Here is a 3,454-nt window from a genome sequence, read left to right on the forward strand (position 1 = left end):
CCAGGACCTGCGGCGCATCCTTCAGGGCGCCGATAAATGCTGCGTTTCCGGTCTGTTTGACAAACTGTATCACCGCCGCCGCTTTCGGGCCCATTGCACCGTCAGGCGCGGCAAACGGCGCCAGCTCTTCTGGTGTGACATGTCGTAGCGCACGCGCCTGGGGGGTTCCCCAGTTTTCATACACGGCATCGGCGTCCGTCAGGATCAGCAGGTGGTCAGCGTTAATGGATTGCGCCAGCACGGCAGCGGTCAAATCCTTATCAATGACGGCTTCGGTTCCCTGATAGCCATCGCCTTGCGCAATGACCGGAATACCACCACCGCCACAGCAAATCACCATGTGTCCCGCATCCATCAACGTGCAGATGGCATCACTGTCGAGAATTTTTAGCGGTGTCGGGGAGGGAACCACGCGGCGAATATATTGCCCATCCGCTTTCATCTGCCAGCCATAGCGTTCTTCCAGCTCTGTCTGTTGATCCGGCTGGTAGACGGGGCCGATATATTTACCGGGGGTTGAGAAAGCGTCATCCTGCGGATCGACCTCAACGCGGGTCATCAGCGTCGTCACGGGCGCGTTACCCGTGGATGACGCCAGCGCCTGGGCAATGGCAAAACCGATCATCCCCTGACTTTCCGCAACCAGAATGTCCAGCGGCCAGGCCGGGGACTCTTTGTAAGCCGCGTTCTGTAGCGCCAGCAGACCAACCTGAGGACCGTTGCCATGAACAATGACCAGTTGATAATCACGGGCTAATTCGGATGCCATTTCGGCAAATACCTGAATACTACGCTGCTGGTTTTCTGCACTCAAAATTTCTCCGCGCTGTAATAAGGCATTGCCGCCAAGCGCAATGACAATCTTCTTTTTCATTAATGACCTCATTGTGAAAAATATCTCGTGGTCAACATAGCGTTTTATCGCTTTTATTATGTGATAAGGTCGACAACTCAAATACCTGTAAAAATATCTCGATAATTAATGATGTTTTCTGTCTCTTTATTTAAATTGCTTTGAAAGTGATTATTAGACTTTTTTTAATAATGTTGCGGCCAGTTCCCAGGAATTTATAACAATGGATTTTGTGTGATTTTGTTCAAATGAAATGAATTTTTACCCCGATATGGTAGACGCAGTTAAAACATCAAACCTCACGTATCCTGTCAGATAACATGAGGTATTCAGCGGTAATGATTACCGGGAGATTAATTATGTCTGGTTCATATGAAGTGGCTGAGGCCACAAAGAAAAGAGGAATACCGGCCTGGTGGGTCACCGTTTTTCTGTTCTGGCTGGGATGGATTTTTATGTATGCCGACCGCACGGTGCTCAATCCGGTGATGGGCGAATTAGAAAAAGAATTTGGCTTAAGCGGCACACAATTGGGTATTCTTAATTCTGTGTTCTATTTTTCTTACGCATTACTTCAGGTACCTGCCGGAATTCTGGGTGACAAAATTGGTAAGAAAAAGGTGCTGGTTCCGGGGTTTATTCTTTTTGGTGTTTTCACCGCGGTAACCGGCTGGGCAAAAAGTTGGTACACCCTGCTGTTTGCCCGCGTGGTGACGGGGGCGGGTGAAGGAACCTATTATGGTCCGCAATACGGTCTTTCCTCTGAGCAGATCCCGAAGAAGTACCGCTCTCTTGGCAGCGCAATCATCAACAGCGGTATGGCTTTTGGTATTGCGCTGGGGCTGATGACCTCAAGCTGGCTGGTATACGATCAGGGATATTCATGGCGGATGCCATTCTATGCGATGGCGGTTCCATCCGTGCTGGTTGGGGTGGCTATCTGGCTATTTGTGAAAGAGAAGAAACGTACTGCCGACGCCGATGGCGCGCCGGTTAAAAAGGGTAAATTCAGCGATCTGATGAAAAACCGTAATTTAATTATCACCTATATTATGGTGTTCTGTAGCCTGTTCGGTTTCTTCGTTATCCTGACCTGGCTTCCCTATTATCTGCAAAGTGAACGGGGTATCGCTGGCAGCGAAACCGGATTTATCTCTTCGCTGGTGGCCTGGATTTCCATTCCTGGGGCGCTGCTATTCTCCAGCCTGTCTGACAAATTAGGCAAGCGTAAACCTTTAATTATGTTCCTGGTGCCGGTCGCGATTATCAGCATGTTGTCAATTATTTGGATGCCGAATATGACAGGTGTTATCACTGCGCTGTGTGTCTATGGTCTGGTGGGTAAACTGGCGCTGGATCCGGTACTGGTTGCCCTGGTAGCCGACAGCGTGGATGAAAATAATTACAGCACCGCATTTGGCTTATTTAATTTTATTGGCATGAGTTCATCCATTCTGGCACCGATTATTGCCGGGGCTGCACGTGATATGACCGGAAGCCTGGCTTCCAGTTTCTATGTTTCAGCCGTACTGCTGGCTATTGGTTTATTCGCAATGCTGTTTTTAAAAGAACAACGCACATAAAGAGGTAGTAGTAATGATTTACGCCTTTATTAAAAAGGGAAGTTTTCAGGATTCCGTCAGCCTGATGATCATTTCCCGAAAACTCAGTGAGCGCCTGGAAGTTGATCAGGTTTCGGTCATGATGGGAACACCAGCCAATAAATCGATGCTGGATTCCACAGGGTTCTGGCACGACGACTTTGCCGATGCCACGCCAAATGATATTTGTGTGGCGGTCAGAACCGAAGGTGACCAGCCTGAGATCCTGGATTTGATTCGTGAGCAACTGGAGAAAGAGCTAAGCGCGATCGCCAACGCGTCGGGGAGTTCACATCAACTGGTGAAAGCTCGCCGCTTCGAAAGCGCGTGCCAGAAATTACCTCAGGCCAATCTTCTGCTGGTCTCCGTCGCCGGAGAATATGCCGCATCTGTTGCCAGAGAGGGGTTGCAGGCCAATAAAAACGTCATGTTGTTTTCCGATAACGTACCGCTGGAGCAGGAAGTTGAGCTGAAAACCATGGCACGCGAGCGCGGGCTGATCGTCATGGGGCCAGACTGCGGTACGGCGATGATTGCCGGAAGCCCATTAGCTTTTGCCAACGTCCTGCCTGAAGGCGGGATTGGCGTGATTGGCGCGTCAGGCACCGGTATTCAGGAAATTACCTCGCAGATTGCGCTGCATCAGCAGGGCATTAGCCATGCGATTGGCCTGGGGGGACGTGACCTGAGCGCTGACGTGGGCGGTATCAGCGCATTGACCGCGCTGGAGATGCTGGCTGCGGATGATGCCACGCGGGTAATGGCTTTTGTCTCCAAGCCGCCGTCTCCGCAGGTGCGAACCCGCATTATTGCTGCGATGCAAAAGGTGGGGAAACCGGTTGTCGCGCTGTTTCTGGGCAGCAAGCCGGAGCAGAGTCGCGAAGGAAACGTCTGGCTGGCGAATTCACTTTCTGATGCCGCGCGGCTGGCGGTGCTGCTGATGCGCGTGGCGCAGCAGAGACGGGCTCAGCCGGAAGTGGCAGGCAAAGGGATTTACGGC

Annotated in this window: 3 protein-coding genes; 2 read left to right on the forward strand and 1 reads right to left on the reverse strand. The window is 51.2% G+C overall.

The genetic code is table 11. From position 1 onward, the window contains the following. Nucleotides 1-874: carbamate kinase (locus tag FDW87_RS11790; protein ID WP_137379805.1), on the reverse strand; the 874-nt coding region annotated here is incomplete at its 3' end. 338 nt (nt 875-1,212) lie between these two features. Between FDW87_RS11790 and FDW87_RS11795 the strand changes: the two genes are divergently transcribed. Together FDW87_RS11795 and fdrA are read left to right on the forward strand one after the other, a co-directional pair. Next, nucleotides 1,213-2,436, forward strand: a complete 1,224-nt coding sequence (locus FDW87_RS11795; protein ID WP_137379785.1) for an MFS transporter — start codon at nt 1,213-1,215, stop codon at nt 2,434-2,436. A gap of 13 nt (nt 2,437-2,449) precedes the next feature. Then, nucleotides 2,450-3,454 (forward strand): acyl-CoA synthetase FdrA (gene fdrA, locus FDW87_RS22380; protein WP_252363131.1); only part of this gene is annotated, 1,005 nt, incomplete at its 3' end.

The sequence above is a fragment of the Citrobacter sp. wls826 genome (assembly GCF_005281245.1).
In the GTDB taxonomy this organism is placed as follows: domain Bacteria; phylum Pseudomonadota; class Gammaproteobacteria; order Enterobacterales; family Enterobacteriaceae; genus Citrobacter; species Citrobacter braakii.

Bases quoted from the DNA above. Each gene is read 5' to 3' on its own strand.
- FDW87_RS11795 (WP_137379785.1), top strand. From the start codon at position 1,213: ATGTCTGGTTCATATGAAGTGGCTGAGGCCACAAAGAAAAGAGGAATA.